Annotated in this window: 3 protein-coding genes; 2 read left to right on the forward strand and 1 reads right to left on the reverse strand. The window is 73.0% G+C overall.

Going from position 1 to position 4,203, the window contains the following annotated elements; genetic code table 11:
* Positions 1–51 precede the first annotated feature (51 nt).
* On the reverse strand, positions 52–2,010 hold the full coding sequence (locus ABFS34_15880) for a pyrroloquinoline quinone-dependent dehydrogenase (protein MEN8376906.1): 1,959 nt from the start codon (positions 2,008–2,010) through the stop codon (positions 52–54).
* 193 nt (positions 2,011–2,203) lie between these two features.
* Between ABFS34_15880 and ABFS34_15885 the strand changes: the two genes are divergently transcribed.
* Together ABFS34_15885 and ABFS34_15890 are read left to right on the forward strand one after the other, a co-directional pair.
* Positions 2,204–3,325 (forward strand): histidine kinase, encoded by a 1,122-nt coding sequence (locus ABFS34_15885; protein MEN8376907.1) that lies wholly within the window; start codon positions 2,204–2,206, stop codon positions 3,323–3,325.
* Positions 3,322–4,098 carry a LytTR family DNA-binding domain-containing protein gene (locus ABFS34_15890; protein ID MEN8376908.1) on the forward strand — a complete coding sequence of 259 codons (777 nt, stop codon included), beginning with the start codon at positions 3,322–3,324 and terminating at the stop codon, positions 4,096–4,098. The genes ABFS34_15885 and ABFS34_15890 overlap by 4 nt, the downstream gene beginning before the upstream one ends.
* Positions 4,099–4,203: the final 105 nt, after the last annotated feature.

Below are 4,203 nucleotides of genomic sequence, written 5' to 3' on the forward strand. Positions count from 1 at the left end.
ATCGCATAGACCCCCTGATCCGCGCCTCGCTCGGGCTCTGAGCGAGGCCGCTCACTCTCCCGCAGGCCCGCCGGGAAGCGCGAAGGCCACCACGTAGTCCCCACTCGGCAGGCCCACCTTGCCGTGCCCACCAGCGGCTATGACCACGTACTGGCGCCCGTCCTCTCCCCGGTAGGTCATGGGCGTAGCGATGCCGGCGGCCGGAAGCGGCGCGCGCCACAGCTCCTCGCCCGACCCCAGGCTCAGCGCGCGGATACGTCCGTCCACCGAGGCGCCCATGAAGACGAGCCCGCCGGCGGTCACGATCGGGCCGCCGATCAGCGGCGCCCCCGTGTCCTCCGACAACCCCTCGATCGACCCGAACGGGCGCTCCCAGGCGACCAGGCCGGTGCTCAGGTCGACCGCGGTCACCACGCCCCACGGCGGCGGCGTGCACGGCGTGGCGCCCGGGGCGATCCAGGACCGGCGCATCATGCCGTACATGGCCCCCTCCTGGCGGGCGATCTCGAACGGGCGGCCGGCTTGGGCGTTGCGCGCGCGCGCCGGGGTCACGCTGTCCGCCGGGATCAGGCGCACCAGGGTGGCGTAGCGCAGCGTGGGTACGACGAGCAGTCCGCGTCCCGGATGGAACGCCGTGCTGCCCCAGTTGGTCCCGGCGCCGTTGCCCGGAAACTGGACGGTGATTTCCAGCGCGGGCGGGGTGAAGGCGCCGTCGTAGATGGCGCCTTCCGCCATCTCGCGGCAGACCCGCCGGATCTCCTCCGTTGGACCCCACGGGTTCCGGGGGTCCACCCCGGCGTCGTCGATCAGGGGCGCCGGCAGAAGGGGCACCGGCTGGGTGGACGCGGCGCGTTCGCCCGCGACGCTCGACGCGGGCACGTCTCGCTCCTCGACGCCGAACACCGGCCTGCCCGTGTCCCGGTCGAGGACGAACAGGAAGCCCGTCTTGGACGCCTGCACGACCACCGAACGTCCGCGGTGCTCCCCGGCCGGGATGTCGGCCAGCAGCGGCTGCGGCGCCACGTCGTAGTCGAAGAGGTCGTGGTGCACGGTCTGGAAGCCCCAGACGATCTCGCCGGTGCGCGCCCGCAGCGCCACGACCGAGTTCGCCCACTCGTTGGAGCCGCGGCGCAGCCCGCCGAAGAAGTCCGGGCTAGCGCTCCCCGTGGGCACGAACACCAGGCCCCGCTTCGGGTCCGCGCTGATGGTGGACCAGGCGTTCGCCGCGCCGGTGTGGCCCCCGTCCGGGGACACCCGCGCGATCGGCTCCCAACCCCACAGCAGCTCGCCCGTGCGCGCGTCGAACCCGCGCACCGATCCGTCGCCGGTGTCGGCGCGCCAGTTGTCGCCCATGGACGGGCCCACCACCACCACGCCGTCCACCACCGCGGGCGCCGACGTCACCTGGTAGTTGCCGCGCTCGTCGGCCGGGACGTCGGTCAGAGGGAACAGGTCCACCACGCCCCGGTCCCCGAACGCCTCGCAGCGCTCTCCGGTGCCCGCATCCAGCGCGATGAGGCGCGCGTCTATGGTCCCGTAGAAGATGCGCGCTGCGCACGCCACGAGGGGGTCGGCGCGCGGGTCGCGCCACGCCGAGACGCCGCGGGACGTGACCTCCGAGTAGCCGCGGTCGCGCGGCACGCCCGAGTCGTGACGCCACCGCTCCGCGCCCGTCACGGGGTCCAGCGAGAACACGGCGCCGAACGCGGTGGGCAGGTAGAGCGCGCCCTCGAAGTGGATGGGCGTGGCCTCGAAGGTCAGGTCGCCGCCGTCGCGAGCGTTCTGCCCGAGCTCCCCGGTGCGGAAGGTCCAGGCGACCTCCAGCTCGCCCACGTTTGTCGTGTCGATCAGCGTCAGCGGCGAGTAGCGCCGTCCCCCGGCGTCGCCGCCGTAGGCCGGCCAGTCGGACGGCGGCGCGGACGCGTGGACGGAGGCCGAGGCGGCGCCGCAGCCGGCCGCGAGCGGCAGGCAGAGGACGGCGGCCACGTGCCTGAGCGAAGCAGCTTTCATGTGGGCGGATCCCTGTGCTCGGAGTTCGGACGGCGAGCAGAGCCCGGCGCGGGCCGGGCACCACCGTCGGCGCGAGGAAACATTGACGCCGGGCCAGCCCGCGGTCCATCGCCGGGGGACGGCCGGGACTATGCGGGGGCGAGCGGGGAGCGCGGCGCTGTACTCGTCGGGCGACCCGCCCTACGATTTCGACATGGAAGCCGATCGCCCCCCCACCCGCGGGTTGCCCATCCGTCCGCCGCGGATCGTCATCGCCGTGGCGGCGGTCGTAATCCTTCTCGAAAGCGGCCTGCGTTTCTCCTACAAGTACCTGGAAAAGCTGGCATTCAGATCGGACGTCAGTCCCCTGCCCGATCTCATCAACGAGCTGACGGGCGGGTTGGGCGCGTTCGTGCTGTTCCTGGCGCTGATCTACCCCCTGTGCGTGCGCTTCGCGCTGCGCCGGGGAGAGCTGCGCGGCCGGATCCCGCTGCACGGCGCCGGGGTCGTCGTCTACTCGGCCCTGCACACGTCCTTCAACGCGATCAGTCGGGAGCTGGCGTACCCGCTCTTCGGCATGGATTTCGACTACGGCTCGCTGTCCGTACGCTTCCCGATGGAGTTCGCCGGTGACGTCTTCGGGTACGCGGTTCTGGCGCTGGCGGTGCACGCCTTCCTGCACTACAGGGAGCTGCGCGACCGCGAGCTGCACGCTGCCAGGCTCCAGTCGGAGTTGGGCGAGGCCCAGCTTTCGGCGCTCAGGGCGCGGCTCCACCCGCACTTTCTGTTCAACACGATCAACACGATCTCGGCGAGCGTGTACCGGGACCCGGCGGCGGCCGACCGCATGCTGGGCGGCCTGAGTCGGTTGCTGCGGCGGGCGCTGGCGGCCGAGCCGGGCGCCGAGACCACCGTCTCCGAAGAGGTGGCCACCCTGGACACCTACCTGGACATCATGCGCGAACGCTTCGGCGACCGCCTCGACGCCACCATCGCCGTCGGCGAGGGACTCGAGGAGGCGCTGCTGCCGCCGTTCGTGCTCCAGCCCCTGGTGGAGAACGCGGTCGGGCACGGGATCGGTCCGCGCGCCGGCGGCGGCGCGGTCCGCGTGGGGATTTCGGCCGTGGGCGACCGGCTGCGCCTGGAGGTGGCAGACGACGGCGTCGGCGTGCGCGAGCCGGAGGGCGCCATGCGGTCCGGCATCGGCCTGTCGGCGACGCGCGAGCGGCTGGCGCACCTGTACGGCGACGCGGCGACGCTGCGGCTGGAACCGCGCGCGGGCGGCGGCACGGTGGCCTCGGTCGAGTTGCCTCTGAGGCGCAACGGAGCACGGTGAGCGGCCCGAACGAAGACGCCGGGGCGGCGCGCGGCGTGCCGACCGTTCTGGTCGTGGACGACGAGCCGCCCGCGCGGCGGCGCCTGCGCGACCTCCTGGAGACCGACGAGCGCGTAGCGGTCGTGGGGGAGGCCGGTGACGGCCTCGGCGCGGTCCGCGAGATCGAGCGCCTGCGGCCAGACATCGTGCTCTTGGACATCCAGATGCCGGAGCTGGACGGATTCGAGGTGCTGGAGGCGCTCGACACCGAGCCCCCGCGGGTGGTCTTCGTGACCGCCTTCGACGAGTTCGCCATCCGCGCGTTCGAGGTGCGGGCGCTGGACTACCTGGTCAAGCCCGCCGATCCCGAGCGGCTGCGCGAGGCGATCGGCCGGGCGCTGGACGCGCTGGCCGGCGCGGGGGAGTCCACCGGGACGCCGCGCGCCGATCTGCCGGTACGCCGCCCGCTCAGCCGCTTCCTGGTGCGGGTGGGGCAGAAGATGCTACTGGTCGCGGCCGACGACGTGGACTGGATCGGCGCCGCCGACAACTACGCAGAGCTGCACGCGGGCGGGCGCACGCACCTGGTCCGTGGGACCCTGAGTGCGCTGGAGAGGCGGCTGGACCCAGACCGGTTCGTGCGCGTGCACCGCTCCACGATCGTCAACCTGGAGGCGGTGCGCGCCTTCGAGCCGTGGTCACACGGGGACTGGCTCATCCGCATGCGCGACGGCGAGGAGCTGAGGCTCAGCCGCCGCTACCGAGACCGCTTGGAGGGGCTGATTGCTCCCTGAATCGTCCCGGGCCCGCCCGCCCTACGCATCGAGCTCGAGTTGGGCCTGTGCCATCGCGACCTCCGGACGAGGTTCGGATGCCGGCTCGACATCGCCCGAGACCCG

The sequence above is a fragment of the Gemmatimonadota bacterium genome, from assembly GCA_039715185.1.
Taxonomy (GTDB): domain Bacteria; phylum Gemmatimonadota; class Gemmatimonadetes; order Longimicrobiales; family RSA9; genus DATHRK01.

Excerpts from the sequence above, each read along its gene's own strand:
- ABFS34_15880 (MEN8376906.1), bottom strand. The coding sequence starts at position 2,010 with ATGAAAGCTGCTTCGCTCAGGCACGTGGCCGCCGTCCTCTGCCTGCCG.
- ABFS34_15885 (MEN8376907.1), top strand. The coding sequence starts at position 2,204 with ATGGAAGCCGATCGCCCCCCCACCCGCGGGTTGCCCATCCGTCCGCCG.